At 61.2% G+C, this 26,301-nt stretch carries 27 protein-coding genes; 15 read left to right on the top strand and 12 right to left on the bottom strand.

What is annotated here, in order from left to right; translation table 11 throughout:
• Positions 1 to 9 precede the first annotated feature (9 nt).
• From moaA to moaE, 4 genes are read left to right on the top strand one after another with little or no spacing between them, the layout of a single operon-like run.
• Complete coding sequence (moaA, locus tag G482_RS0111685; RefSeq protein WP_028450175.1) at positions 10 to 981, top strand: GTP 3',8-cyclase MoaA; 972 nt, start codon at positions 10 to 12, stop codon at positions 979 to 981.
• 47 nt (positions 982 to 1,028) lie between these two features.
• Positions 1,029 to 2,222 (top strand): molybdopterin molybdotransferase MoeA, encoded by a 1,194-nt coding sequence (locus tag G482_RS0111680; RefSeq protein WP_028450174.1) that lies wholly within the window; start codon positions 1,029 to 1,031, stop codon positions 2,220 to 2,222.
• Positions 2,223 to 2,471, top strand: coding sequence for a MoaD/ThiS family protein (locus tag G482_RS0111675; protein WP_028450173.1), 249 nt, complete (start codon positions 2,223 to 2,225; stop codon positions 2,469 to 2,471). It begins immediately after the preceding gene.
• Position 2,472: 1 nt separating this feature from the next.
• Positions 2,473 to 2,931: a molybdopterin synthase catalytic subunit MoaE gene (moaE, locus tag G482_RS0111670; RefSeq protein WP_028450172.1), complete on the top strand. Its 459-nt coding sequence runs from the start codon at positions 2,473 to 2,475 to the stop codon at positions 2,929 to 2,931.
• A gap of 18 nt (positions 2,932 to 2,949) precedes the next feature.
• On the opposite strand, the gene cysD is transcribed toward moaE, so the two are convergent.
• The 3 genes from cysD to G482_RS0111655 are packed head-to-tail and all read right to left on the bottom strand — an operon-like array spanning position 2,950 to position 7,909.
• Positions 2,950 to 3,885 carry a sulfate adenylyltransferase subunit CysD gene (gene cysD, locus G482_RS0111665; RefSeq protein ID WP_034619529.1) on the bottom strand — a complete coding sequence of 312 codons (936 nt, stop codon included), beginning with the start codon at positions 3,883 to 3,885 and terminating at the stop codon, positions 2,950 to 2,952.
• The gene (locus G482_RS0111660; protein ID WP_028450170.1) at positions 3,870 to 6,422 is read right to left on the bottom strand and encodes a putative inorganic carbon transporter subunit DabA; all 2,553 of its coding nucleotides are present in this window, start codon (positions 6,420 to 6,422) and stop codon (positions 3,870 to 3,872) included. The genes cysD and G482_RS0111660 overlap by 16 nt, the downstream gene beginning before the upstream one ends.
• Positions 6,419 to 7,909, bottom strand: a complete 1,491-nt coding sequence (locus tag G482_RS0111655) for a proton-conducting transporter transmembrane domain-containing protein (protein ID WP_028450169.1) — start codon at positions 7,907 to 7,909, stop codon at positions 6,419 to 6,421. Before G482_RS0111655 ends, G482_RS0111660 begins: the two co-directional genes overlap by 4 nt.
• Positions 7,910 to 8,004: 95 nt before the next feature.
• Here G482_RS0111655 and G482_RS18460 point away from each other — a divergent pair, with 95 nt between their 5' ends.
• Complete coding sequence (locus tag G482_RS18460) at positions 8,005 to 8,922, top strand: LysR family transcriptional regulator (protein WP_051258967.1); 918 nt, start codon at positions 8,005 to 8,007, stop codon at positions 8,920 to 8,922.
• Positions 8,919 to 9,788, top strand: a complete 870-nt coding sequence (locus G482_RS0111645; protein WP_051258966.1) for a DUF6671 family protein — start codon at positions 8,919 to 8,921, stop codon at positions 9,786 to 9,788. Before G482_RS18460 ends, G482_RS0111645 begins: the two co-directional genes overlap by 4 nt.
• 42 nt (positions 9,789 to 9,830) lie before the next feature.
• Here G482_RS0111645 and G482_RS0111640 read toward each other — a convergent pair whose 3' ends face one another.
• Positions 9,831 to 10,013 carry a hypothetical protein gene (locus tag G482_RS0111640; protein ID WP_028450167.1) on the bottom strand — a complete coding sequence of 61 codons (183 nt, stop codon included), beginning with the start codon at positions 10,011 to 10,013 and terminating at the stop codon, positions 9,831 to 9,833.
• Between the two features lie 366 nt (positions 10,014 to 10,379).
• On the opposite strand from G482_RS0111640, the gene hypA reads away from it, so the two are divergent.
• The 8 genes from hypA to hypE all read left to right on the top strand — a co-directional run bounded on the left by hypA (position 10,380) and on the right by hypE (position 17,762).
• The gene (gene hypA / locus G482_RS0111630; protein ID WP_028450166.1) at positions 10,380 to 10,721 is read left to right on the top strand and encodes a hydrogenase maturation nickel metallochaperone HypA; all 342 of its coding nucleotides are present in this window, start codon (positions 10,380 to 10,382) and stop codon (positions 10,719 to 10,721) included.
• Between the two features lie 89 nt (positions 10,722 to 10,810).
• Complete coding sequence (hypB, locus tag G482_RS18455; protein WP_034619669.1) at positions 10,811 to 11,671, top strand: hydrogenase nickel incorporation protein HypB; 861 nt, start codon at positions 10,811 to 10,813, stop codon at positions 11,669 to 11,671.
• Positions 11,620 to 14,034 carry a carbamoyltransferase HypF gene (hypF, locus tag G482_RS0111620; protein WP_245575280.1) on the top strand — a complete coding sequence of 805 codons (2,415 nt, stop codon included), beginning with the start codon at positions 11,620 to 11,622 and terminating at the stop codon, positions 14,032 to 14,034. The genes hypB and hypF overlap by 52 nt, the downstream gene beginning before the upstream one ends.
• The gene (locus tag G482_RS0111615) at positions 14,025 to 14,270 is read left to right on the top strand and encodes a HypC/HybG/HupF family hydrogenase formation chaperone (RefSeq protein ID WP_028450164.1); all 246 of its coding nucleotides are present in this window, start codon (positions 14,025 to 14,027) and stop codon (positions 14,268 to 14,270) included. Before hypF ends, G482_RS0111615 begins: the two co-directional genes overlap by 10 nt.
• 7 nt (positions 14,271 to 14,277) lie before the next feature.
• Positions 14,278 to 15,393 (top strand): hydrogenase formation protein HypD, encoded by a 1,116-nt coding sequence (gene hypD, locus G482_RS0111610; protein WP_028450163.1) that lies wholly within the window; start codon positions 14,278 to 14,280, stop codon positions 15,391 to 15,393.
• A gap of 220 nt (positions 15,394 to 15,613) precedes the next feature.
• Entirely contained in the window at positions 15,614 to 16,279 is a 666-nt protein-coding gene (locus tag G482_RS0111605; protein WP_084414642.1) for a GNAT family N-acetyltransferase, read from the top strand.
• Between the two features lie 86 nt (positions 16,280 to 16,365).
• Positions 16,366 to 16,671, top strand: coding sequence for a hypothetical protein (locus tag G482_RS0111600; RefSeq protein WP_028450161.1), 306 nt, complete (start codon positions 16,366 to 16,368; stop codon positions 16,669 to 16,671).
• Positions 16,672 to 16,712: 41 nt separating this feature from the next.
• A complete protein-coding gene (gene hypE, locus G482_RS0111595) occupies positions 16,713 to 17,762 on the top strand; it encodes a hydrogenase expression/formation protein HypE (RefSeq protein ID WP_028450160.1) in 1,050 nt (349 codons plus the stop codon).
• Between the two features lie 7 nt (positions 17,763 to 17,769).
• Here hypE and G482_RS0111590 read toward each other — a convergent pair whose 3' ends face one another.
• From G482_RS0111590 to G482_RS0111580, 3 genes are all read right to left on the bottom strand, one after another.
• Complete coding sequence (locus tag G482_RS0111590) at positions 17,770 to 18,921, bottom strand: PQQ-dependent sugar dehydrogenase (RefSeq protein ID WP_028450159.1); 1,152 nt, start codon at positions 18,919 to 18,921, stop codon at positions 17,770 to 17,772.
• 155 nt (positions 18,922 to 19,076) lie between these two features.
• Positions 19,077 to 19,700, bottom strand: coding sequence for a Rossmann-fold NAD(P)-binding domain-containing protein (locus G482_RS0111585; RefSeq protein WP_028450158.1), 624 nt, complete (start codon positions 19,698 to 19,700; stop codon positions 19,077 to 19,079).
• A 245-nt stretch (positions 19,701 to 19,945) separates the two neighbouring features.
• Positions 19,946 to 21,097 carry an Acg family FMN-binding oxidoreductase gene (locus G482_RS0111580; RefSeq protein ID WP_028450157.1) on the bottom strand — a complete coding sequence of 384 codons (1,152 nt, stop codon included), beginning with the start codon at positions 21,095 to 21,097 and terminating at the stop codon, positions 19,946 to 19,948.
• A gap of 89 nt (positions 21,098 to 21,186) precedes the next feature.
• Here G482_RS0111580 and G482_RS0111570 point away from each other — a divergent pair, with 89 nt between their 5' ends.
• Entirely contained in the window at positions 21,187 to 22,077 is an 891-nt protein-coding gene (locus tag G482_RS0111570; protein ID WP_028450156.1) for a LysR family transcriptional regulator, read from the top strand.
• A 58-nt stretch (positions 22,078 to 22,135) separates the two neighbouring features.
• Here the strand turns inward: G482_RS0111570 and G482_RS0111565 are convergent, their stop codons facing one another.
• Genes G482_RS0111565 through G482_RS0111545 form a run of 5 tightly spaced genes read right to left on the bottom strand, consistent with a single transcriptional unit; the run spans position 22,136 to position 26,301 of the window.
• On the bottom strand, positions 22,136 to 22,564 hold the full coding sequence (locus G482_RS0111565; protein ID WP_028450155.1) for a response regulator transcription factor: 429 nt from the start codon (positions 22,562 to 22,564) through the stop codon (positions 22,136 to 22,138).
• A gap of 24 nt (positions 22,565 to 22,588) precedes the next feature.
• The gene (locus G482_RS18450) at positions 22,589 to 23,116 is read right to left on the bottom strand and encodes an NADH-quinone oxidoreductase subunit B family protein (protein WP_034619528.1); all 528 of its coding nucleotides are present in this window, start codon (positions 23,114 to 23,116) and stop codon (positions 22,589 to 22,591) included.
• A gap of 3 nt (positions 23,117 to 23,119) precedes the next feature.
• Entirely contained in the window at positions 23,120 to 23,662 is a 543-nt protein-coding gene (locus G482_RS0111555; RefSeq protein ID WP_028450154.1) for a 4Fe-4S binding protein, read from the bottom strand.
• 13 nt (positions 23,663 to 23,675) lie between these two features.
• Positions 23,676 to 24,602: a respiratory chain complex I subunit 1 family protein gene (locus G482_RS0111550; protein WP_051258964.1), complete on the bottom strand. Its 927-nt coding sequence runs from the start codon at positions 24,600 to 24,602 to the stop codon at positions 23,676 to 23,678.
• Positions 24,603 to 24,606: 4 nt separating this feature from the next.
• A complete protein-coding gene (locus G482_RS0111545) occupies positions 24,607 to 26,301 on the bottom strand; it encodes a hydrogenase large subunit (protein ID WP_245575279.1) in 1,695 nt (564 codons plus the stop codon).

Genomic DNA, 26,301 nt, shown 5'->3' with positions numbered 1-26,301 from the left:
GATAAAAGCATGTTGCAAGATCGTTTTGGTAGAACCATTGATTATTTACGGGTATCGGTCACCGATCGTTGCGATTTGCGTTGCAGTTATTGCCTGCCAGCGCGGTTTACCCAGTTTGAAGAGCCAAGCCACTGGCTCAGCTTTGCCGAAATCGAGCGCGTGGTGGCGGCATTTGTGCGGCTGGGCGTGCAGCGGGTGCGCCTTACCGGCGGCGAGCCTCTGTTGCGGCGCAATCTGCCCGCGCTGGCGGCGCAGCTGAAAGCGCTGGGGCTGCGCGATTTATCGCTCTCTACCAATGCCACCCAGCTGGCCAAATACGCCCAGCCGCTGAAAGCCGCCGGGGTGAATCGTATTAATGTCAGCCTTGATACGCTGGATCGGCAGTGCATGCAAGACATTACCGGCCGCGATGCGCTGGCGCAGGTGATGGCCGGGCTAGCGGCCGCGCGCGCCGCCGAGCTGAGCCCGATCAAGCTGAATATGGTGGCGATGAAGGGCGTGAATGAGGCCGAAATCGAAGCCATGGCCGATTTTGCTTTGAGCAATGGCTATATTTTGCGGCTGATCGAGGCGATGCCGCTGGGCGATACCGGCCGCAGTACGCAATTTCTGGAGCTGGGCGCAGTGCGGGAGCGGTTGGTGACCCGCTATCAGCTGGTGCCGCAGGCGCTGGAATTGGGCGGTGGCCCGGCTCGCTATTGGCAAACACCGGATGGCAGCGCGCAGATTGGCTTTATCACCCCGCGCTCACAGCATTTTTGTGCCACCTGTAATCGGGTGCGGCTGACGGTGGATGGCACTTTATACCTGTGTTTGGGGCAGGAAAGCACGGTGGAGTTACGCCCCTTGCTGCGCAGCGGCATCAGCGATGCCGAGCTCGATGCCGTGATTATCGCGGCGATAGAGCTCAAGCCCGAGCGCCACGAATTTAACGAGCAGCCCACCAAATTAATCCGCTTTATGTCGCAAACTGGTGGCTAAGCGCAGCCGCTCGCCCACACCGAATATGCTTTTCAGGAACCGATTGTATGCTTGATTTTGAAGTGGCCCTAGCGCAATTGCTGGCCCAGGCGCGCGTGGCTACGCGCACCGAATTACTGCCCTTAACCGCGGCGCGTGGCCGAGTATTGGCGCACGATGTGATTGCCCCCATCAATGTGCCAGGCTTTGATAACAGCTCGATGGATGGTTATGCGCTGCATATTCCGGTCGCCGCGCCAGCAACAACGCACTTTCAGATTACCCAGCGCATTGCCGCCGGGGCGGTTGGGCATGCCTTAGCCGCCGGTGAGGCCGCGCGAATCTTTACTGGTGCGCCCATCCCCGCTGGCGCCAATGCGGTCGTGATGCAGGAGCACTGCACGCTGGCGGGTGAGGCGCTGCAGCTGGCCGCGCCGGTGCCGCTGGGCGCGAATATCCGCCGCATTGGCGAAGATGTACATCACGGGCAAGTGGTGCTGCGCGCCGGCCAACGACTGAGCCCGGCCATGCTGGGGCTGGCCGCCTCGCTCGGGATTGCGCAACTGACTGTGTTCGCCCCGCTGCGGGTGGCGCTACTGAGTAGTGGCGATGAGCTGGTCGAGCCCGGCCAGCCTTTGCCCGCAGGCAAAATCTATAACGCCAATCGCTATACGCTGCTGGCCCAGCTACAGGCCTTGGGCTGCGAACTGGTCGATCTGGGCGTGATCCCCGATCAATTCGACGCCACGGTGGCGGCGCTGGCGGCGGCGGCCGAGCAGTGCGATATTTTGCTCACCTCCGGGGGGGTATCGGTCGGAGAGGAAGACCATATCAAGGCTGCCGTGCAATACCTCGGTGAACTTAATCTGTGGAAAATCGCCATCAAGCCGGGCAAGCCCTTTGCCTATGGCCGGATTGGCAACGCTGATTTTATTGGCTTGCCCGGTAATCCGGTGTCGGCATTGGTGACGTATTTAATGTTGGTGCGCCCGTTTATGCTGGCGCGGCAAGGCGCGAGCGAGCTGGCGCCGCCGCGCATGACGCTGCCGGCCGATTTTGAGCTCAAGCGCGCGGGTGATCGGCGCGAGTTTTTCCGTGCGCGGCGCAATCCGGCGGGGCAGGTGAGCTTATTTGCACACCAAGGCTCGGCGGTGCTCACCTCGCTGGTCTGGGCTGAAGGGCTGGTGGATATTCCGGCGGGCACTACCGTGCAGCGTGGCGATCCAGTGGCGTTTATTCCGCTCAGCGCGCTGGAGGGCTAAATGCTGACGATTTTGTATTTCGCCCGCCTGCGCGATGTGCTGGGGTGCGCCAGCGAAACGCTGGCCACGCCACCGGCTACCGTGCGGGATTTAATTGCGCTGCTGGTGGCGCGCGGCGGTGTTTGGCAGGCCGAGCTGGGTGGGGCGCGCGTGTTTCGGGTGGCGATTAATCAAGAAATGGCGCAGCTGGATGATGCGATTCCGGCTGGGGCCGAAGTGGCGATTTTTCCACCGGTCACCGGGGGCTAAGATGCAGCAGGATGTCATTCGCGTACAAAGCGCCGATTTTGATGTCGCCCACGAATACCAGCGCCTGGCTGGCCAGCCGCAGATCGGCGCGGTGGTAATGTTTGTGGGCCGGGTGCGCGATTTGAGTGCCAATGCGGATCTGCATGCCTTGCATCTAGAGCATTACCCGGCGATGACCGAACGCGCGCTGCAACAGCTGGTGCAGGCCGCGCGCGCGCGCTGGCAGCTTGATGCGGTGACGATTATTCATCGCGTGGGCCGCTTGGCGCCGGCCGAGCAAATCGTGCTGGTGCTGACCGCCAGCCCGCATCGGGATACAGCCTACGAGGCCAATCGCTACCTGATGGATTATCTAAAAACCGCCGCGCCATTCTGGAAAAAAGAAATCACCCGTCACGGTGAAGCATGGGTAGAGGCGCGCGCGAGCGATGAGCAGGCCCGCGCACGCTGGGAAACCTAAGCCCCGGCGTGCGGCCAGCTAGAAATAGCCCTGGATCTTTTTGCGCTCCATCGAGCCGGATTGATCGGTATCGATCAGGCGGCCCTGTCGCTCGCTGGTGGTGGTGAGCAGCATTTCCTGAATAATCTGCGGCAAAGTTCTAGCGCGGCTTTCTACTGCGCCGGTGAGCGGGTAGCAGCCTAGGGTGCGAAAGCGTACCCAGCGCCGGCTAATGCTGGCGCGCTCGGCCGGGATGAGGTAGGGCAGGATGCGCTCATCGTCGATACAGATCCAGGTGCCATCTTTCCACACTACATCCCGCTCGGCCGCCCGATACAGTGGCACGATGTCGATGTTTTCCAGCCAGATGTACTGCCAGATATCGAGTTCGGTCCAGTTCGAGAGCGGAAAGACGCGGATGTTTTCGCCCGGATCTAGCCGGCTGTTATACAGCTGCCATAGCTCGGGGCGCTGGTTTTTCGGATCCCATCGCTGGTGCTGATCGCGAAACGAAAACACCCGCTCTTTGGCCCGGCTTTTTTCCTCATCGCGCCGTCCGCCGCCAAAGCAGGCATCAAAACCATGCTGCGCCAGTGCTTGCTTGAGCGCATCGGTTTTCATCGCATCGGTGTATTTCACCGAGCCACTCGTAAACGGATTCACCCCTTCGGCCAGTGCCGCCTGATTAATATGCACGATGATCTCGAGCCCGTGTTGCGCCGCCAGCCGGTCACGAAAGGCCGCCATTTCGTGAAATTCCCAGGTGGTGTCGACATGCAGCAAGGGAAACGGCACCTTGCCCGGCCAGAACGCTTTGCGCGCCAGATGCAGCATCACCGTTGAATCTTTGCCAATCGAGTAAAACATGCAGGGCTTGCTAAATTCGGCCACCACTTCGCGCAGGATGTGGATGGCCTCGGCTTCCAGCTGCCGCAGATGCGACAGCTGGGCGGCGGGGATTACCAGTCGGTCCATGTTTGGCTCTCCGGATCATATGAGCTCAGCAGCAACCACTGATTGCGCACTTTGGTGGCAAAGGCGGGTAGCTGGGCCAAGAGTTGTTCGACATGTGCTTTGGGCGCTTCGATCACGACCAGTAGCCGCTGCGGGATATGGTAGGGCGTGTGGTCGTCGGCCATTACGGCTTGCCACGGCAAGCCCGCCAGGAGATCGCTGCCATTACCCTGCATCACCCCCAGCCCGGCGGTAACGGTTTGGGTGGCCTTACTGCCGCTACCTTGATAATGCGGCGCGACAGCCGAGGCGTAGTACTGCAGATTGATCCACTGTGCGACAGTAACCGGCCCGGCCACGATCGCGGCCAGCAGGCTGCCCTCGCGGTCTTCGGCCCAGTGGTAGCCATGCAAAAAGGCACGTCCTTGTAGATTGTGGCCCTGGCTCCAGCTGCGGCGGCCGATGATAAAGGCCGCATTGCGGGCCAAACCCCACTCGGGGCGCACTTCGCTCCAGTCTTCTGCGCGACGCAGGGCTTCCTCATCAGCCCGGTCGGCTTCACCGGCCAATTTAGGCAGTTGTGGCAGCCGCTCGGCGCTGAGCTGAGCGTAGGCAAAGGGCAGTGCCGCCTGCAGCTGCTGCCAAGCTTCGGCCGCCGGCCCCTCGTGCGGAGCGGCATCGAGCCAGTGCAAGGTATCGAGCGAAGTCTGGTGCTCGGCGGCGATAAACCGGGTGTGTGCCGGGATGGCGATACCCTGCGCCAGTAAGCGCTCGCGGATCAGGCTGTCATTACATAGGGCGGCCAGCACTCGCGCATTAAAGCCACCGGCCGCGCCACCGCAGGCACCACAATCGAGCTTGGCGGCGTAGGGGTTGTTGCGGCTATGGCTACCGTGGCCGGCAATCACCACCAGCGGGGCAAATTCGCGGGTAAGGCCAATGCCTTTGAGTGCGCCGGCCGCCCATTCGGCCTGCTGGGCGAGCGAAGCCGCCGATTGCGGCCCATGCGCGCCCACGGTGGGGCGGGTTTGCGGCTTGCGCACGCCCCGGGCCCAGCGCTGGCGCCAGCGGGCAGGAATAAAACTTTGCCACAGCATTTGCAGCCCTTGCCAATGCCCCGCCAGCTCTGGCAGGGCCAGACTGGCCAAGGGGTCGTGTTTGATCTGCTGCTGTACCAGCTGGCGTTGCTGGTTTTGCTGCCGCGCTAGGCGATAGCGTTGGCGCTCATGCGGGGCGGCGGTTTCGCTCACTTCGGCCTGTGGCGCCAAAATCACCGGGCAGGCGGCGTGGGTGTGCTCGCTATCTAGCTCGCGGGTACTGATCGGCAGACCAAAAAAGCCGGCAAAGCCATAGGTGGCAAAGCGGCCGCTGGCCTCAATGGCCCGGCGGAGCGGCTCGGAGCGCACATCGATACAAAACACCAGCTGGGCGACTGGGGCCTCCGCGCGGTTGGGCGCGGCTGGCTGGCTGAGGGTATTTTGCAGCGTCTGGCGATATTGCGCTTCCCGAATTTCCAGCCCCAGCCGGCATTGCGCCAGTACATCAAAGCGGTGAGCTAGGCGCAGGTATTGCTCGGTTTGCGCTGGGCTAAAGGCCGCCCAATCGGCAGGCTGCAGCTGCGCATGGCGCTGCCAGGCCTCTAGCAGCGGTAGTGGATCAAGAGTTGCGGCGGGTGCGCTGCCGGGTAGAGGCAGCCCTTCGGTCAGGGCGGCTTCGAGCGTGAGCCGCAGCGCCAGGTAATCGGTGAGCGCGCTGATTTCACCTGCAGCGCGGCGGCCCAGCCAGCGCAGCATCCCGGCCCAACCTGGCTGCGCAAGTAGATGTGCTTGCAGATAGGCCAGCTGCTCGACCGGGCTGGCAAGCTGAGCCAATGCGGCTTGCAGTGCGATCTCGGGGCTGGCGGGTAGCTGCGCCAGTTTGCGCCGCACGGCAGCGGGCAGCTGCGGATCATACTGCGCCTGTTGCTGCCAGGCGCGGTATAAATCGGCCTCGGCCAAGCCCCAGCTGCGGCTATCGCGGGCGATAAAGAGCTTTGCCCAGCGCTGCGTGGTGCTTTCCAGTAGTTGCAAAGCGGCGGGCTGCCCAGCCTGCGCGAGACGGGTGGCGCGGCTATGCAAACCGGGGGCGCTGGGCGCTGGGATGGCTGGCAGGGTGTCGAGTAGGGCCGACCAATCCGCAGCAGGGGTAGCAGTAGTGCCTGCCGCAGGCAGGAGCTGCGCACTGCAAAAGCGCAGCGGCAGCAGATCATCGGTCGGAAAATCATGCTCGCGCAGCCAGCGGCGCAGAAGCTGCAGCAAGAGCGGCGAGTTGGCCGGCAGGGCATCTAGCTCGGGCAAGTGGGCGCGCGCTGGATACAGTGTGCTGGCGTTGTGGTGGGCAAACCAGCGGGCCACTTCATCAAAGCTGCGGTCTTCCACGTCCTGCCAGGGGCTGCGGGCGGCAAAAGTGGCGATCGGCCATTGTGGCGCCACCACCACCGCGGCGGCCTCGACCAGCGCCGGGGTGAGATCGGCAGACTGGAGTGATTGCAATGCTTGCGACGACAGTGGGGCGTTCATACCAGTACTCCTTGTTGGGCGCGGCGCGCCAGATGGTTTGGATGCATATCGAGGGTGTGGCGAGGCGCTTCACTCAGGCTAATCAGCTGCCAGTACAGGCGCTGTGCCAGTGGATGGCGTGGGCGCTGCAGCAGGTATTGCAAGGCGGCCGAACCACCCAGCAGCAGCGCGGCGCTGAGGTAAATCCAGCCATTGGCCGGTGCGCTAAGGGCCGCGGCTGGTGCCGGCAGCAAGGCGTGCAAACCGGCTTGCACGGCAAAGAAACCACCGACACTCACAAGCCAGAAAGGCAGGCTGCGCCATTGCCAGATCGGTAGCGTGGCCAATCCTTGCGCCAGCGCCCAGGCCAGCAACAGGGCACTGAGCCAGCCGGCAGGTTGCGCGGCGTAGGCTGGGTGCAGGGCGAAAAGGCCGATCATCACCAGCGCGGCTAGCAGCAGTACTTTAGGGAAAGCCGGTAGGCTGACGGCGCGTCGCTCGGGGCTAACGGTGCCACCGGCCTGCAAAAACAGGCTGGCCTTAAACAAACCATGCAGCAGCAAGTGAATCAGCGCCGCTAGGTAAGCGCCCAGCGCACATTGCAGCAGCATGCAGCCCATCTGGGCCACGGTCGAGGCGGCCAGCTGGCGTTTTACATCAACCTGTACCAGCGCCATACCGCTGCCCAGCAAGATCGAGCACACGGCCAGCAGTAGCAGCGACACTTGCGCCCAGCCGGCGGCGGCCAGCAAGCTGCCGTAGTGCAGCAGCAAAATCCCGCCGGCATTCACCAGCCCCGCATGCATAATCGCCGATACTGGCGTAGGGGCGACCATGGTGGCCAGCAGCCAGCGCTGGGCAGGCCACTGCGCAGCAGGGATTAAGGCGGCCAGCAGCAGCGCGGCTGCCGCAGTTTGAATCGCCCAGGCGGGCCAGCTTGCCAGTGAGGTAGGCAAGCCCACTTGCCAGTGCCCGGTTTGCTGCTGCACGAGCACCACCAAGACCAGCAGTGCCAGCCAGGCCACACTCAGCCACAGCCCCACATAGCGGGCTGCGGCTTGTGCGGCCGGCCAGTCACGGGCGAGGCCAATCAGCCGGAACAGCGCCCACAGCGCCAGCCCCCAGCCCAGTAGCAGCAGGCGGCTATCGGTGCTGGCCCAGGCCAGCGAAGTGCCGCTAGTAAGGAGTGTGAGCCAAGCCAGGGCGCGGGCTTGATCAAGATCGCCGTGCAAAAAGCGCAGGCTAAAGCGCTGCACAATCGTGCCCAGCCCCAACACCAGGCTAATCAGCAGCCAAGCAATCGGGCTGGTGCTGAGTGGCCAGCTGTGGGCGGCTTGCGGTAGGGCTAGTTGCGCCAAGGCAGCCAGCGCAGCAATGGCCGCCAAACGGCTATGCCAATGTAGAAACAGCGGCTTGGTGCGCAACAGCTGGGCGCTGGCCAGCGCCACCGACAGCGCCAGAGCACCTAGCCAAAGCCCGAGCGGTAGAAAAGAAACAGTAGGCTGCATGGAACTTCTCGCGTTGATTGCAGATGCAGCCATGATAAAAAAGTAGTGGCATAATTAGAAATTGCGATTAATTTTGTTTTGCATAACTTTTACTTATGAATGTAACCCTCAGGCAGTTGCAGATTTTTGCCAAAGTAGCCGAAACCGGCAGCTTTACCCGCGCCGCCGAGCAGCTGTTTCTCACGCAGCCAGCGGTGTCGCAACAGATCCGGTTGCTCACTGAAGCCGTGGGCGAGCCCTTGCTTGAAACCATGGGGCGTAAGGTGTATCTCACCACGGCGGGGCAAGCTTTGCTGCACACCAGCGAGCAAATGAATCAGCAATGGAAAGCGTTTGAAGAAGACATCGCCGCCCAGCGCGGCCTGCACAGCGGCACCTTGCGGCTGGCGGCGGTGAGCACGGCCAAGTACTTTATTCCACGGGTGCTGGGGCCGTTTTGCCAGAAATACCCGGGCATTGAAGTAAAGCTGGAAGTTGCCAATCGCGATCGCATCATCGAGCGGATCGAAGACAATCTCGATGATCTGTACATCATGACCAAACCGCCGGAAACCCTGGAGCTGGTGCGCGAGCCTTTTCTGGATAACCCGCTGGTGGCGATTGCTGCGCCCACCCATCCGCTGGCCGCACAGGCGCAAATTACCTTGGCCGAATTTGCCCAAGAGCGCTTTATCATGCGCGAGCCGGGCTCGGGCACCCGCATTGCGCTAGAGGCATTTCAGGCGCGCGCGGGGGTGAGCTTCAATGTGCGGATGGAGCTCGGTAGCAACGAGGCCATCAAACAGGCCGTGGCAGGCGGGCTAGGGGTGTCGATTTTGTCGCGGCACACCCTGCACCGTTTACCGGTGCAAGAAGATGAAGTGGCGATTTTGCCGGTAGAGGGCTTTCCGCTGCATACCCAGTGGCAGCTGGTGTATCTGAGTAAAAAACGGCTTTCCCGTGCGGCGCAGGCGTTTCTGGCCGAGCTGGCGGCGTGGATTCCGCAATACCGCAGTCGCAAGGGGATTACATGAGCGCGCACCCACCCCGCTATCCGCGTGCCGCTGCCTTGCGCGGCGAGCGCGTGCTGGTCGCCAGCCGGCATCACAAGGCCGCCGCGATGCAACGACCTTTTGCCGCCCTGCTGGGCGTTGAGCTTTGGAGTCCGCCTGAGCTTGATACCGACCGCTTTGGCACCTTTAGTGGCGAAATCGAGCGCCCCGGCCCGCCCGTGGCCATGCTGCAGGCCAAAATCGCGCTGGCGCAGGCTGATTACCCCGCCCAACGCTACTGGCTAGCCAGCGAAGGCAGCTATGGCCCGCATCCGTATTGGCCGCAGTTGGCGGTGGGGGAAGAATGGCTGTTGTGGCTGGATGCCCAGACGGGGCAGAGCCTGACTGAACGGCGGCGGTTTACCACGCGGCATTACGGCGCCTGGATGATCAGTAATTGGGCCGAGCTGCGCGCCCGCTTGGCGCAATGCCCGATGCCCGCGCTGGCGCTCACGTTACGGCCGCTGGCGGGTGATTTGCCAGCGCAAAAAGCGCTGCGGAACGTGGCGGCGGTGGAGGCGGCCTATGCCGAGTATGTGGCCGCGGGTAGCCCGGCGGTGGTGCTTGCGCTGGATATGCGCGCGCATTTACATCCCCCGCGTCAGCGCAGCTTGCGCCGGCTGGCCGCCCGTTTGGCTCATCGTTTGGCCATCGCGTGCCCAGCCTGTGGCGCGGCTGGCTTTGGCGAGCGGCAACTGCAGCCGGGCTTGCCCTGCGCTGATTGTGGCCTTGCCACTACCCAGCCCAAAGCGTTGATTTATTCCTGCCCGCACTGCGGGTACTGCGAACCGCATCGCCACTATCACACCCCAGCTGATCCGCGCTGGTGTGATTACTGCAACCCTTAGCCCGCGGGCTACGCCGCCTGCGGGCTGCGAGGGCTGGCCACCTTAAGCGCTGGCGGTGTTACTCATAATCAGCGCGGCGGTGGCGGCTACAGCGGCGCCGGCGCCCGCTAGCCGGATCGGTTTCGCTTCGCGGGCCCAATGCCACAGCAGCGCGCCGATTACGCCCACCAGCATCGCCAGGGCAAAAATCATCGCAAAACCAAAAACATAAGATTGAATCGGCATGGTTGCTACTCCTTAACTCCTAAATAACCGTTTGCACGGCAAAGCCGGCCATCGCTCGGGTGGCCACGAAGGGCAATGGCGATGGTGGGGCGCTACAAGAGGTGTTGGCGGCGTACCCTGCCGCATGGGGCCTCATGCTTAAATCGACCGCTGTTTTTGCGCCGCAGTTCCGGTAGCGGGCGAGTTTGTGACTTATTGCCACCTCTCTTGACCGCGCAGTGCTAGTCGGCACGGCATAGCGGCCGGCGGGAGCGAAGTTTCGCCGTGGCGGTGGCGAAACACCTGTGGGCACGCTGATTTGGCTCAATTTTTTTGCCGGCAGCCAGTGGTAGGCTGTTGTGGTCAGGGGGCGATAAGGGGCGCGCGATGCATGAGTTAAGTCTGGCCGAACGTGTACTCCGCATTGCCGAGCAAGCCGCGCAGCAAGCCGGCGCGCAACGGGTCACTAAGGTGCGGCTGGCGGTGGGGGCACTGGCGCATGTGGCGCCCGATACGCTGCAATTTTGTTGCGAGCTGGCCGCGCGCGGCACGCCGCTGGAGCACACCGAATTCACTGTTGAGCAAACCCCGGGCGCGGCCTGGTGCGAGCCCTGCGGGCAACCGGTGGCTTTGCAACGCGTGGGGCAGGCCTGCCCGCACTGTGGTGGCTATGCGCTGCGCATTACTGGGGGCGAAGACATGCAGGTACTGGATATTGCCGTGATCTGATTGGTAGGTATATGCATGCAGGCTATGCATTAATTGGCCTGTATGCATATACCCATCTAGCTGGCGCAGGCCGGCGCAAGGAGCAAGCGATGTGTACCAGCTGCGGATGTGGGCATGGTGAAACGCGGATCAATGGCCTGGTGCCACCCCGGCGGCGGCGCGGTGCCGGGCCGTCGGGGGCCTATCGCTTGGCGGGTGGCGTGCCAACTCAGGCCGAGCCCGCACCCCCAGCGACCACTGGCCCCTTGGGCGCGGTGCATGCGCCGGAAGTAGACCCCGAGCGCACGATCCGGCTGGAGATCGATATTCTGGCCAGTAATGACGGCCAAGCTGGGGCGAACCGCGCGCGGCTGGCGGCGCAGCAGATTTTTGCATTAAATCTGGTTTCGAGCCCCGGCTCGGGCAAAACCACGCTCTTGGTTGAAACCCTGCGCCGCTGGGTGGGCGCGGCGGCGGTGATCGAGGGTGATCAGCAAACCGACAACGATGCCGAGCGGATTCGCGCCACCGGGGTGCCGGCGGTGCAAATCAACACCGGCAAAGGCTGTCATCTGGATGCGCACATGGTGGCGGGCGCGCTGGATGTGCTGCAGCAAGAGGGCACTTTGGCTGCCAATAGCCTGCTGTTGATCGAAAACGTCGGCAATCTGGTGTGCCCCGCGGCCTTTGATCTGGGCGAAGCGCACAAAGTAGCGATTTTGTCGGTCACCGAGGGCGAAGACAAACCGCTCAAATACCCGGATTTATTCCGCGCAGCCGATCTGCTGCTGTTGAGCAAAACCGATTTGCTGCCCTATGTGGATTTTAATGTCGAGGCGGCAATCGCCATGGCGCGGCAGGTGCGCCCCGATTTGCCGGTGATTCAGCTCTCGAGCAAAACTGGCGCGGGCTTTGCCGAATGGCAGGCGTGGCTGCTGGCTGGCTGCCGACGGGCGCAGCAGCGGGGCTAGCCATGCAGCAGCGCCTGTGTGTGCGGGGCATTGTGCAGGGGGTGGGGTTTCGCCCTTATGTGTATCGCTTGGCCAGTGAATTGGCTTTAAGCGGCTGGGTGCGCAACGATGGCGACGGGGTAACGATCGAAATCGCCGGCCCGGCCCCGCAGGTGGCGCAGTTTTGCCAGCGCCTGCCGCTGGAAGCTCCAGCGCAGGCGCGCATTGATGCGCTATTACTGCAGCCTGCCGAGGCGGCGATCAGTGCGCCGGGCTTTACGATTGTGGCCAGCGCCGCGGCGCATTCAGCGGCCAAGGCCAGCATTGGCCCCGACACCGCGCTGTGCCCCGCGTGCCTGGCCGAGTTATTCGACCCCGCCAGCCGGCGCTATCGCTACCCGCTGATCAATTGCACCGATTGCGGCCCCCGTTACACGCTGGTGCGGCGACTGCCTTATGATCGCGCCAACACCAGCATGGCGCCGTTTCCGCCATGCCCGGCCTGTGCGGCCGAATACCAGCAGCCCAGCCACCGGCGTTTTCATGCCGAGCCCAATGCCTGCCGGGTCTGTGGGCCGCAGCTTCAGCTCTGTGATCTGGCTGGCACGCTGCTGGCTGGCCACGGCACGAGGCAGGATGCGTTGGCGCACACGCTGGCCTTGCTGCAGGCAGGGCAGATTGTGGCGATCAAAGGGCTGGGCGGTTTTCATCTGGTGTGCGATGCGCGTAATTCAGCCGCCGTGGCCGAGCTGCGCCGGCGCAAACAGCGCGCCGCCAAACCGCTGGCGGTAATGGCGGCCAATGCCGCCTCGCTGGCGGGCTGGCTGCAGATCAGCCCCGCCGAGCAGCAATGGCTCGATTCCCCCGCGCGGCCGATTGTGCTGTTGGCCAAGCTGGCTGGAGCCGATGAGGCTTTGCCGGGTATTGCTCCGCAGCTCTCATCCCTTGGCGCATTGCTGCCCTATACCCCTATTCAGTATTTGCTATTTCATGAAGCGGCCGGCCGGCCGGCGGGCTTGGGCTGGCTGGATGAGCCACAAGATTTGCTCTTAGTCATGACCAGCGCCAACCAGCGCGGTGAGCCGCTGATTACTGATAATCAGGCCGCGCTCACGCAGCTGGCCGGCTTGGCCGACGCGGTGTTACTGCATGAGCGCGATATCGTGGTGCGCTGTGATGACAGCGTGCTGCGGGTGGACGCCAGCGGTGCGGCGCAGTTTATCCGCCGCGCGCGTGGCTACACCCCGCTGGCTTTGCCATTGGCGCGGGCAACAGCGCCCATCTTGGCGCTGGGCGGCTTTTATAAAAACACGCTGTGCCTCACGCGCGGGCCCGAGGCCTTTGTTTCGCAATACATTGGCGAGCTAGATCGGGTGGCCAATTGCCGCGCGCTAGAGCAGGCTAGCGCGCATTTGCAGCACCTATTGCAAGTTGCCCCGCAGTGCGTGGCGCATGATCTGCATCCCGATTTTTTCAGTAGCCAGCTGGCGGCGCGGTTGGCCGCGCAATGGCAAGTGCCGAGTTTAGCTGTGCAGCATCATCACGCGCATATTGCTGCAGTGCTGGCCGAACATCAGCTCGATGAGCCGGTGCTGGGCTTGGCGCTGGATGGGGTGGGCTTGGGCAACGATGGCAGCGCTTGGGGCGGCGAACTATTGCTGGTGGATGGCGCGCAGGCCCAGCGCTTGGGGCATTTGCGGCCGCTGGCGCTGCCCGGCGGCGATCTGGCCGCGCGCGAGCCGTGGCGCATGGCCGCGGCGGCGCTGCATCAGCTCGGGCGGGCGGATGAAATTGCCAGCCGCTTTGCCGACCAGGCCGCCGCGCCCTGGTTGGCGCAAATATTGCGCCGCGCACCAGCCTACACCACCAGCATGGGCCGTTATTTCGATGCCGCCGCGGGCTTATTGGGATTGGCCACGCAGCAGGATTTTGAAGCGCAAGCGGCCATGCTGCTGGAAGGTGCGGCGGCTCGCTATGGGCCAGTCGCTGCGCCGGCGGCCGGGCATGAGCTGCAGCGTTTGCCCAATCAAATCTGGCAGCTGGATTTAGCGCCGCTGTTGCAGCAGATCAGCGTGGCGGCCAGCCCCGCGCTGGGCGCGGCGCAATTTCATGCCGGGCTCTGTGTGGCGCTGGCCAATTGGTTGGAGGCCGCCGCGGCGCAAACCGGGCTGCGCACGGTGGCGGGCGGAGGCGGCTGTTTTTTAAATGCGCTGTTGCTCAGTGGCCTACAGGCCGAATGTCGCCGCCGGGGTTTGCGGTTGTTGATTAATCAGGCCATGCCCTGCGGGGATGGCGGTTTGGCGCTGGGGCAGGCCTGGGTTGCGCAGCGCTGGCTGGGCACCGCAGGCCAAGCCGATACGCACAGGAGAGCAGGATGTGTTTAGCGATACCGGCGCGGGTGACCGCGCTGCTGGCAAACGACGAGGCACGCATCGAGGTCGGCGGCGTGCATAAGGTGATCTCGATTGCCTTGGTCGATGAGGTCGCGGTGGGCGACTATCTGATCGTGCATGTGGGCTTTGCCATCGGCAAGCTCGACCCTGCTGAGGCTGAGCAAACGCTGGCGCTGTTTGCGCAAATGGCGCAGCTGGACCCCAGCAACCCGGCCCCGTATCAGTGAGGCGCGCATGAAATACATTGCTGAATTTCGCGATGGCGAGCTGGCCCGTGGGCTGGCCAAGACCATTGCCGCCACCGTCAACCCCGCGCGCGAATACCGGCTGATGGAGTTTTGCGGCGGGCATACGCACGCGATTTCGCGCTATGGCCTGCAAGATTTGCTCCCCGCCAATGTGCGGCTGATCCACGGCCCGGGCTGCCCGGTGTGCGTGCTGCCGATTGGCCGCATTGATAGCGCCATTGCACTGGCCATCCAGCATGATGTCATTCTCTGCACCTACGCCGACACGCTGCGCGTACCGGCCAGCGGCGGCTTGTCGCTACTGAAGGCCAAGGCGCAGGGCGCGGATATTCGCATGGTGTATTCCGGCGCCGATGCGCTGCGCATCGCGCAAGACAATCCCAGCCGCGCCGTAGTGTTTTTCGCGATTGGCTTCGAAACCACCACGCCCCCCACTGCCGCCATCATCCTGCAGGCGCAGCGGCTGCAGCTGGCCAATTTCAGCGTGCTGTGCAATCACGTGCTCACCCCGGCGGCGATGGTGCACATCATGGAATCGCAACAAGACCCTGCCGCGGTGGCGATTGATGGCTTCGTCGGCCCCGCCCACGTCAGCACCGTGATCGGCTCGGGGCAATACGAAGGCTTTGTGGCGCGCTACCAGCGCCCGGTGGTCATCGCCGGCTTTGAGCCGCTGGACGTGATGCAGGCAATCTTGATGCTAATCCAGCAAATCAACGCCGGCCGCACCGAGGTCGAAAACGAATTCACCCGCGCTGTGACGCGCGAAGGCAATCGCAAAGCGCAAGGGCTATGCGAACAGGTATTTGAGCTGCGCGACACTTTCGATTGGCGTGGCCTGGGCGAAGTGCCGCATAGCGCGCTGAAAATTCGCGCTGAATTTGCCCAATTCGACGCCGAATTGCGCTACCAGATTGATTATTTAAAGGTGCCCGACCACAAAGCCTGCGCATGCGCCGCGATCCTACGCGGCCACAAACGCCCAGCCGATTGCAAAGTCTTCGGCACCGTTTGTACGCCAGATCATCCGCTAGGCGCGTGTATGGTCTCATCGGAAGGGGCGTGCGCGGCGCATTATACTTATGGGCGGTTTAGGGTCTGATGATGTGGCTTTAATTCGAAGAAAATTCAATGACAATCAATATTCGTACAAATGTGTTTCTTAATGAGTGGCTGACCCTCTGTGTGTCTGATTTTAAAAAGTGATAATTGTGTCAATTAATCAATCTATCCTCGAGTGCGAAGATGCTTATGTGCATAATTTTGCACATTCCCATGTTTGCACAGAGTTAATACGCTTCTCGGATTCTAAATTGGAATCCATGTATGCACACAATTACACGCACATCAAAACCATGTCGCCTGCTAGGCTGCAGGCATTGATTTGTGAAGAACTACTTTTATGTCGTAAAACTGGCAGAAATTTCTGCAGAATAGTGTTCGATTTTGTAGCTAGTGATGGTTTGTTATCCAGTTTGACTGGTGATTTTCAGTATTCTCGTAATGGGTTTTACGTATTTCCTCTGGTTGATTTGGCCTTAATGCAAGTTCGGCAGGATTGCAGTATTCGCCAAATCCAGCAAACGAGCATGTTAGACGATCTACTGGATTGCGACTTGCAACTTGACGAAACGATGCTGGGTAGAGACTTTTGCATCCGCCGGTGCCAGCGTCTTGGAGAGGCCTACCTCGCCAATGGGCCGATAAGTGCTTATCTTTGTTATCAGAATGGTCAAGCAATAGGTGCTGGACAATTGTTTATCCATGACGGCATTGCCAAAATTGAGAATCTCGCTGTTATTCCTTCCAGACAATCTCAGGGATTTGGCTCGGCTATATTGAAGCATTTACTCACCCTCGCTAGTCAGGCGGGCTGTCATACCGTTTATCTAACTACAAGCGAAGATGACTCGCCTAAAGCAATGTATGTTAAAAACGGATTTGTGAAAGTGGGTGAAAATAGCGATCTGGTTTTTATTTTAAGCTAAAAGACCCATTGCGGTTTTTTTTTGTGGTTAAGATATTTTTCTGTTAGTGTTTGGACTGGGTTTTTGCCACTTTAGGAAAGTAAGGCATGAGCATGCAGGATAAATTCATTCAAATCGGTAGTCTTCAATTCAAACGTAGCGACATCAAGCAGTATTGGGTGGATTACGAATCTGCCAAAGAGCGCGCGATCCGGCTTGAGCAACAGGATAATCACTATATCGGTAGCCCATTAGGTTTGCTGCTTGCCGGCGTCGTATCGACTTGGCTACGTAAAAAGAATCGCCAGCCAGATGCAAAGCAATATTTGCATCTCAAAACGGCCAAAGATGATTTTTGCTTTGCTGTGGATGAGATTGATTTTTCGAGCGTACTGGCCGAATTAAAGCAATAACGCTTTACCCCTTACATCGTTGAATACTCGTCAGGCCTACCATGAAAACCTACACCCGCCCCCTCGATTTGAAAAACGGCCGCGTTGATATGAGCCATGGTAGCGGTGGCCGGGCGATGGCGCAGTTGATTGATGAGCTGTTTGCGCGCCATTTTGCCAATGACATTTTGGCCGAGCAGGGCGATGGCGCGGTGCTACCGGCGCAGACTGGCCTCAATGGCGGCCGGCTGGTGATGGCTACCGATAGCCATGTGGTGTCGCCGCTGTTTTTTGCCGGTGGCGACATCGGCTGCCTCTCGGTGCATGGCACGATCAATGATGTGGCGATGATGGGCGCGCGGCCGCTGTATTTGTCGGCCGGTTTTATTCTGGAAGAGGGTTTTGCGCTGGCCGATTTAGAGCGCATTGTGGCCTCGATGGCGGCCGCGGCGCGCGAGGCCGGGGTGCCGATTGTAACGGGCGATACCAAGGTGGTGGAGGCCGGCAAGGGCGACGGAGTGTTTATCACCACCACCGGTGTGGGGGTGATGCCTGAGGGTATTGACCTGAAAGCATCAAATATCAAGGTGGGTGACAAGATACTGGTGTCGGGTATGTTGGGCGATCATGGCGTGGCGATTATGTCGCAACGCGAAAACCTGACTTTCGAGACCACGATTCAATCCGATACCGCGGCGCTGCATACGCTGGTGGCGGCGATGCTGGAATCCGTGCCCACGCTGCACGCGCTGCGCGACCCCACGCGCGGCGGCCTCGCTGCTGTGCTGAATGAATTTGCCCACGCCTGTGGCCACGGCATGGTGATCCGAGAGGCGGCTATTCCGGTGCGCAGCGAAGTCGCTGCCGCCTGCGAATTGCTGGGGCTAGATCCGCTGTATGTGGCCAACGAAGGCAAACTAGTCGCCTATTGCGCCGCCGCCGATGCCGATGCGCTGCTGGCGGCGATGCGCAGCCACCCGCTGGGGCGCGATGCGGCGATCATCGGCGAGGTGATCGCGGATGAACACGCCTTTGTGCAGATGGAAACCGCATTTGGCGGGCGGCGGATGGTGGATTGGCTCAATGGCGAGCAGCTGCCGCGCATTTGCTAGCCGCGTTTTAATCGGCCGCCGGGGCCAGCTGCAATAGCTTGCCATCGTCTTCATCGGTGAGCAGATACACCAGCCCATCCGGCCCCACCCGTACATCGCGAATGCGGCCAAACTGATCTTTCAGTAGCCGCTCTTCGTGCACCACCCGCTCGCCATCGAGCTCTAGCCGCACCAGCATCTGGTATTTCAGCGCGCCCAACAGCAGATTACCGCGCCAAGCCGGGAAGGCATTGCCCTGATAAAACGCCAGCCCGGAAGGGGCGATGGACGGTGTCCACTGATATTGCGGCTGGGTCATGCCGCTTTTGTGCGTGCCTTCGCCGATGGCTGTGCCCAGCCCATAATTGCGACCATAGGTAATCACCGGCCAGCCGTAATTGCGCCCGGCGCGAATGATATTGAGCTCGTCGCCGCCTTGCGGGCCGTGTTCGGTGGCCCACAGCTCGCCCGTGCGCGGGTGAATGGCTGCGCCTTGCACATTGCGATTGCCCAGGCTGTAGATCATGGCGCGGGCGTCTTTGCTGCTGGCCCAGGGGTTGTCAGTCGGAAAGCGGCCATCGTCATGCAGGCGAATGATTTTGCCGGCCAGATCATCGGGCCGCTGGGCGCGCTGCATGTCGCCGCGATCACCTTGGGTAATGTATAAAAAACCCTGCGGATCAAAAGCCAGCCGCGCGCCGAAATGCTGGCCGGCGCTGCTGCCCGGCCGTTGCCGGTAAATCTGCTGCAGATTGTCCAGCCGTGGGCCGGCGGCCCCTTCGCTGAGGCGGCCACGCACCACCTGCGTGGCGTAGCCCTGACCTTCGGGGCCGCTGTAGGCCAGATACACCCAGCGATTGCGGGCAAAATCTGGGTGCACGGCCACATCCAGCAGGCCACCTTGCCCAATTACCGCAATCGGCGGCAGGCCACCAATGCTACGTGGGTCTAGCTCGCCGCTGCGGCTAATGAGGCGTAAACGCCCCGACCGCTCGGTGACCAACATGCGTCCATCGGGCAAAAACGCCAGCCCCCACGGATGCGCCAGCCCTTGCGCCAAGATGCTGACCTGCAAGGCGTGTTTTTCGCTGGCGATGCGCAGCACATCGGCCTGCGCTGGCTGCAGTAACGTGGGGAGGGCGATGGCCGCGAGCACGGCCGCAAACAGTAGGCGTGACATGCGCAACTCCGAGGCGATATCTCATCCGCATAGACGCGGGCCGGCGCAAAAAGTGCCACTGTGGCCGCAACGATGACTGTGTGTTTAATGGGGTGTGCTGGGGTATAGGTCTGTAAGGTATATTTTGTTATGCATACAGCTCTATACCCATTGGTTTAGAGCTGATCGGATTCCACAATGACTTCCCCTGGCTCTGCCGCAAACAGGCCATTGAGCAGGGCGGCGGCAATTTGCGCGGGTTGCACTGGCCGATAGCGGCGCGGGATCAGCGGGCCCAGAAGGCCGCAGACGAACAACCCCACTGCTTCGGCGCGCCGGGGTGGAGTTCGCGCTGCCTGAATCAAGGCGGGCCGCACAATCCGCAAACGCGGAAAGCCCAGCGCTCGCACGCCCGCTTCGGCCTCAGCTTTGGTACGCAAATACAGATTGCCCTGCAAGCTGGCGCCCAGCGAGGAATTCAGCGCCAGATAAGGCACCCCGGCCTGACGCGCCTGCGTGGCCACTTGCAGCACCAAATCGCGATCCACCGCCACAAAGCCTGCGGGTGAGCCGGCGATTTTCCGCGTGGTGCCCAGTGCGCAAATCAGCCCATCGGCCGCCCACCAGCTCGCATCGCGCGGAAGCTGGGCAAAATCGAGCAGCGGATTCAGCAATTTGGTATGGCTGGGCAGCGCGCGCCGCGTGGGGGCGATCACGGCCGTAATGCGCGGGTCGGCCAGCGCCTGCTGCAAGACTGCTTGCCCCACCGCGCCGGTGGCACCGAAGACTAATAGTTTCATCACTCACTCCCGCGCTGAATGGGTCTTAGCTTAGCTGAACTCGCCGGCCCGCGCGCTGCTGGGCCAGCAGAGCATAGACGCGCGCAGTGAATAAAAGTGCCGCCAGTGCTGCCGACCGCCGGGCGGTAATGTGGGGGTTGGCTTAGGGGTATAGCTCTAAAGCCCATGATCGTTAATGGCCTAAAGGATATACATTGCAGGGTATGTCTACCGCGAACGCTAGCCCTTGCCTTATTGGTGGGCGCTTAGGCTGGGCGTAAATGCGCCGCCAAGCCTCGGCGCGGGGACGGCTCGACTGGCGGGGCGTAGCCCAGGCGTGCCCACATTTGCACCGTGTGCGCGGCTTCGTGCACCCCCAATAATTGCCGGATTGCCGCGTAGGGCCCGCTTTGCTCGGGGTATTCTTGCAAGGCCTGTTGCAGCGGGTGCATTACCAGCCCCTGCGCGGTGGCGGCCAGCTGTGCCCGCACATAGGCCCGGCCCGCAGCTAATTGGGTGGCTCGGCGATTATCGAGGGTGATCAGCCAGAAAAAAGCCTGCGTGCTGGCAATCTTGGCATTGAATTCATCCACCTGCCCACGTACAGCCGCACTCTCGGGCGGTGAAGGGCGGCTGCGATCAAAGAGGCCGGTGGCGGTGAGCAAACGGATGAGCGGGGTATTGAGGCTAATTCCATCGCGGTGCGCCGCAATTTCGTCCGGCCCTACTCGCAGCACCCGATAGGATTCGAGCAGCGGGGCGGGCGTACTCAGCTCGATTTCCCACGCCTGCTGCGCAATGCGGCGGTGCTCGGCGATGCTGGGCTCACCCGCCACCACCATCCCCACTTCGACGGGCAAGCCCGCCACGCTGGCGCGAATGGCTGCAAGCGCGGCGGCTGTTGGGATTTGCGGGAGATACAGCGAGCGATTGGTATGCCGCTGCAAAATCTGCGCAAACAGCGGGTCGGGGCGTACGCTGGCATCAGCCAGCAGGCGCACGCGGGCAATCGGGGTGTCGCCTACTTCTTGCCCGAATTCGCCCGCGGGAAACGGCGTAATCTCCGCACGATAGCCGCGCTCTTGGGCGGCGATGGCCAGCAGCTCCAAAAACGTGCCCTGGCTCATCACCAGCTGCCGGTGATAAGGATCGGTTGCCGGCAGTAGCCGCTGCGGGTCGAGTCGCAGCCAAATGGTATCCGGCGTATCCAGATTCACCAGCCAGGATTGCAGATTATGCGCATTGGGCGCGAGGATGGCGTGTGCCAGCACCCATTCGCGCAGCGGCAGCTTGGCGGACGGTGGCTGCCAGGCCGCAATGGCCTCGGCCGGCAGCGCAGTGCTGCAGCCCGTGAGGGGCAGGGTGGTGGCCACCAGCATTCCGCTGGCGCATAGGCGTAACCATTGACGTCGATTCATGTTGGCGGCTCCGAAACAGGGTGATGCTGATTGTGCGCGGGCAGAGTTTTATTCACAATTGGATAAGACTTTAAATCAGGTATTCAAAAATGAATGAATACGATTTTCCTTGGGATTATGTGCAGTCGTTTCTGGCGGCGCTGGAGCAGGGCAGCCTGATGGGCGCCGCGCGCGCGAGCGGCATTAGCCAGCCAACCCTGAGCCGGCATATCGCCGAGCTAGAGCAGCGCTGGCAAGTGGTGCTGTTTGAGCGGACTGGCCGCGGGCTTGTGGCCACACCCGCCGCGCTGAATCTGGCGCCTGCCGCCCGCAGCATGGCTGAATGCGCTAGCCAACTTGGGCGGTTGGTCACCGGGGCTGAACGCGAGCTGGCTGGGCGGGTGCGACTGGCGGCCAGCCAAACGGTGGCGTATCTGGTGTTGCCCGCGCTGCTGGCACAATTAAAACAGCGCTATCCGGCCATCGAGATCGAGCTGGTGGTCAGTAACACGCAGGCGAATTTGCTGCGCCGCGAGGCCGATATTGCTTTGCGCATGGTGCGCCCGCAGCAATCCAGCCTGATCGCGCGCAAAATCGCCGAAGTACCGGTGCGGGCTTGCGCCCAGACAGGCTATCTGGCGGCACAGGGGCGACCGCGGGAGGTGGCAGATTTATTAACACATGCACTGATTAGTGGGGATCAGCAAGATCAACTGGTGGCCGCTTTTGCGGCGGCCGGCCTGCCCACCGCACAGCTGCGCTTTGGCCTGCGCTCGGATGATCTGATGGCGCAATGGATGGCAGTGCGGGCGGGCTTGGGCGTGGGTTTTCTGGCCGGATTTTTATGCCGCGCGGCGCCCGAGGTTGAGCCGCTGCTACCCGATTTGCCCCTGCCCCGTTTGCCGCTGTGGCTCACGGTACATCGTGAGCTCAACAGCAGTGCGCGCATTCGGGCGGTGTATGATTTTCTGGCCGAGGCACTACCGGCAGCCTTGGCCTAAATTTTCAAAATATCAGGGTATTGCTCGCAAGCCATTTTGGCGTATTGCTTAGCAAGCATTACCCTGCAAGGGTATTGCTCGGGGCTTCGGCCAGCATGCTCTCGAGCTTAGCCAGCAGGGTATCCAGTTGTGCAGGTTTGCTCAGCATGCCGGCGATCGGCGGTAGGTAGCTTTGTTTTTCGTTCAGCGAAAAGCGAAAGTGGGTGTGCTGATCAATGCCGGTTAGCAACAAAATCGGTGTGTGGCGGATGTCCCGGTAGCGCGAATCGACGCGCTCATCGCGGATTTGGTACACCAGCTCAAAACCGGCAGTGTCGGTTTCCAGCATGGCTTCGGTGATGATGGCATCGGGCTGTTCGCGCAGTGCCAGCTGGCGACCGGCCACGGCCGAATGGGCGCAGCACACCTGATAGCCGTGCGCAGACAGCGCCTCGGCTAGCTGGTTACATAGCGCGGTGTCGTTGTCGATTAACAAGATTTTTTTCATGGCGATGCTCACTCGGCGGGCGGCTTATTTCAGTAGCTCGTAAATCACATTGCGCTTTTCCCAGGCTTCGTTGCGCTCATACATATCGATGGGGAATTCCATTTGTTTAAGCTCGACCGGCGCGGCCTGTTTATCCACCAGGCCCAGTGCCAGCGCCACGCCATACAAAATCGCCTCGGGGCGCGGCGGGCAGCCGGGGATGTAGTAATTCACCGGCAACACTTTATCGGCCCCGCCGGTGACGTTATAGGTATCAAACCACGCGCCGCCGCCAGTGGCGCACGAGCCAATCGCAAACACCAGTTTCGGGTTGGGGATGGCCTCGTAGGCACGCTTCACCAGCGGCAAGGTCGGGCGGGTGACTGCACCGGAAATCAGCATCGCATCGGCGTGACGCGGCGAGGCTACCAGCTTGATGCCAAAGCGCTCCACATCGTAAAACGGGGTGAGAATGTTCAGAATTTCGATATCGCAGCCATTACACGCGCCGGTGTTGCAGTGATACACCCAGATCGATTTGCCGAACATTTTTTTGCACAGGTTTTTGAGCATGGCTTACTCCTTGGTGCTCGGGCGCTGGTATTGATCGGACTGCTGCAACAGCGTGGGGTCGAAGGTTTCGCTGGTTTTGCGGATCAGCGCGCGCTGTTCGAGATTGTCGTAGCGGAAACCCTTGAGGTTGATGCGGTCGATGGCATTGGTTTTTTCCATCTCATAGCAGCGCCCGCAGCGCTGGCAGGTCATCATAAAGAGCTCCATCCGCGTGGTGATGTCTTCTTTCTGATCACAGGCAATCTCGAAGCTGTTGCTCATGGTGATGGCCTGCTCGGGGCAGATGTCGGCGCAGCGGCCACAGTAAGTGCAGCGCGAGCCGTCATACAGCATCACGCGCAGCTCCTGGCACACATCGCGGACCAAAATACAGCGTGCCGGGCAGTGATCGGAGCAGCCGCCGCAGCCGATGCATTTTTGGTGATCAAACACCGGCTGGCCGCGCAGATTGGCCGGCACCGGTGGGCGCTCATGCGGATAGTTGAGCGTGACCACGCCCGGTTTCATCACCATCAGCAGTTGTTTGATTTTGCTGGTTAGCCACATGATGTTCTCTCCATCAAAGCACGACGGCCGCAGCAATCGCCGCCAGCGCAATCAAAAACAGCACGCCGAAATAGCGAATCGCCTGATCGATCCGGTAGCGCGGGTGCGTGGCCGATAACAGCCCGATCAGCAAAAACACCACCGCCGTCAGTACCAGTTGCAGCGCCAGATCAGCCAGATAAAAGCCGGTTCCCAAGAGCGGCACAAACATCGCAATCGGCAGATAGGCGTAAAACATCTGCTTGAGCATCATGTAGTACTTAAACAGCGCGTAGTTCGGGCCGCTGTATTCGATAAATGGCCCGCCCAACAGCTCTTGCTCGGCTTCAGCCATATCAAACGGCTGGCGTGCCACAAAGGCTTGCAGTCCAAACAGGCTCACTGCAATCATCACCATACCGGGCAGGCCAAAGGCCGCCATCGGCGTGCCGTAAATCACGGCAGACAGATCAAGGCTGCCGGTTTTGAGTACCCCCAACAGCAAGATCATGAACAAAATCGGCTCGACCATGATCATGGTGGTCATTTCGCGGCTGGCGCCGATCAGGGCGTAGATGTTTTTGCTGGCAAAGGCGCCCAGCAATACCGCCACGCCGCCCAGGGTGAGCAGATACACCAGTGAAATCGCATCGGCATAGGCTGTAAATGCGGTGGCGCGCCCGGCCAGCGGCAAGATGGCAATCACGCACAGCATGGAGGCAAAGGCGATCACCGGGGCGAGCCGGAAGGGCAAAATGCCAGTCGAATCGATGTTTTCTTTGCCCAACAGCTTGAGCACATCGTAAAACGACTGCACCAGCGGCGGCCCCTGCCGGCTTTGCACCCGCGCCGTTACGCGGCGCACGATGCCGTCGAATAAGGGCGCCAGCGCCAGAAACACCAGCAAATTGAGCAATACCTGCACATAAGACCAAATGGGGTGGAGTGTCGCGGTGGTCATGGTCTTAACCCTTTAGTGAGGCATGGCGTGCCTGTTGCTGGCGCGACAGCGCATCCAGCTCGGCCTTGCTGATAGAGCTGGCTTGCCCAGTTTGCAGATCCACCACCGCCACGCGGTCGGTGCAGGAAAAACACGGGTCGATACTGCCCATGATGATGGGGAAGTCGCCGAATTGTTCGTCCAGCAGCATCAGCGGCACGGCTTGCAGATTGGGGAAGGTGGGGGCGCGCACGCGCCAGCGCTCGGGGCGATTGTCCTCACCGGTAATCACGTAATGCACCGATTCGCCACGCGGCGCCTCCACCACGGTGATGGCATGGCGCTGGGCGGGAATGCTGTCTTTCATCTCGACGAAAAATTCGCCGCCCGGCATTTTTTCGAGGCATTGGCGCACGATCTTGATCGCCTCGAAGGTCTCGATCACGCGGATGACGAGCGTGGCCCACACATCGCAGCTATCGAGTACCGGCACTTCAAATTTCATTTCGTCGTAGGCGGCGTAGGGGTGATCGCGGCGCGCATCGATATCCACGCCGCGCGCGCGGGCCACCGGGCCGACCAGGCTCCAATCCAGCGCTTGCTGTTTGGTGATGGTGCCCACGCCCTTGGTGCGTTTGTGGATCGAGGTGTCTTTTTCAATCGCGCGGTGGATGATAGCCAGATCATCTTCGATGGTTTTCATCACCCGGCGGATATCGTCGGCGATCTCCGGCGTGATATCGCGGCGCACGCCGCCCACCAGAATCATGCCGTAGGTTTTGCGATTGCCGGTGAGGCGCTCGCACAGCCACATAATCTGCTCGCGCACGCGCCAAGCCTGCATGAAGACGGTATCAAAACCAATCAGGTGGCCAGCCACACCCAGCCACAAGAGATTCGAGTGGATGCGCTCGAATTCCAGCATCATGGTGCGGATAAACTCGGCCCGGCGCGGGATAACCAACCCCGCTGCTGATTCCACCGCTTGCGAAAATGCCGTGGCATGCACCGAGCCGCAAATGCCGCAGATGCGCTCGGCGATAAACGGCACCTCGTTGTAGCTAATCTGCGTGGTGCAGAGCTTTTCGATGCCACGGTGGGTCATAAAGCCGCGATAGTCACAGCCCTTGATGGTTTCGCCATCGACATACACGGCAAAGTGTTCGGGCTCATGCAGGCTGGGGTGAAACGGGCCCACCGGCACAATCTTGGTGCCCGGTGGCGCTTCATCCAGCTCGTAGGCAACGTCTTCGGCGCCCTTGGGCACCAGATTGTGTGGCACATCTTTGCGTAGCGGGTAAATCCCATCCGGCCAGTCATCGGCCAGTACCAGTTTTTTGGGTTTGGGGTGGCCGGCAAAGCGCAGGCCCAATAGATCGGTCACTTCGCGCTCAGACCAGCCGGCCGAGGGCAGATCGGGAGTGATCGATTCGATAATGGCGTCGTTTTCCGGTGCGCTGGTGCGACAGCAAACAAACTGATCGCTATCATCCAGCGCAAAGGTGTGAATCATCCCCAGCGTGCCATCGCGTTCGATATTGTCGTAGCCCACGCTGCACAAATAACGTGCGCCGGCATTGGTGATGATTTTGCTGGCTTCGCGGATCCCGGCGCGCTTCACATCGATAAAAATCGTGCGCGGATCGGTTTTTTCGACGCAGACCACATCATCGCGCAGGCGGGCGATCAGTTTGGCTTCGAGTTCTTTTCGTTTGGACAT

It is taken from the genome of Chitinibacter tainanensis DSM 15459, from assembly GCF_000429785.1.
In the GTDB taxonomy this organism is placed as follows: domain Bacteria; phylum Pseudomonadota; class Gammaproteobacteria; order Burkholderiales; family Chitinibacteraceae; genus Chitinibacter; species Chitinibacter tainanensis.
This window is presented reverse-complemented; position numbering and strand designations above follow the sequence as displayed.